This is a genomic window from Citrobacter sp. VF227 (assembly GCF_052950715.1).
The window spans coordinates 1-575 of sequence record NZ_JBRFVF010000188.1 but is presented as its reverse complement, the minus strand read 5'-3'; the positions used below and the strand labels follow the sequence as shown (position 1 = coordinate 575).

Genomic DNA, 575 nt, shown 5'->3' with positions numbered 1-575 from the left:
ACCCGGACGCGCGGGGTGAAGAAGCGCTCGCGCACCAGCCCGACCTGGTTCTCGACCTGCCCCTTCTCCCAGCCCGAGGCCGGCGTGCAGGCGACCGGATCGACGAGGTAGTGCGAGCACATCTGCAGGAAGCGACGGTTGTAGGCGCGCTCGCGACCGACGAAGATCGTCTCCACCGCGGTCTTCATGTTGTCGTAGATGCCCCGGCGCGGCACGCCGCCCAAGGAGCCGAACGAGCGTGTATGGGCGTCAAATAACATCTCATGGCCCTGGCTCGGATACGCCACAAGCCAGAACGCACGGCTGGCACACAGCTTCAGATGTGCCACCTGCATACGCCGGTAAATGCCGCCGACCAGCAAGCCTTCCTCGCTCCAGTCAAACTGAAACGCCTCGCCAAGAGCAAAGGTCAGCGGCACAAAGGCCTGCGACGCCTTGCCCTGTCCCCCTCGCCAGGCACGGATAAACGCGGTGAGCTGGCTGTAGCCACCGTCATAACCTTCGGCTTTGATTTGCGCCAACAGCGCCTTGGCACTGCGCCGCTGTTGGCGCAAATCAAAGCCGAAGGTTATGTC

Annotated in this window: 1 protein-coding gene; it reads right to left on the bottom strand. The window is 63.3% G+C overall.

The window, feature by feature from the left end:
- Positions 1-575: IS21 family transposase (gene istA, locus ACU8YC_RS25820; RefSeq protein WP_446896083.1), on the bottom strand; the 575-nt coding region annotated here is incomplete at both ends.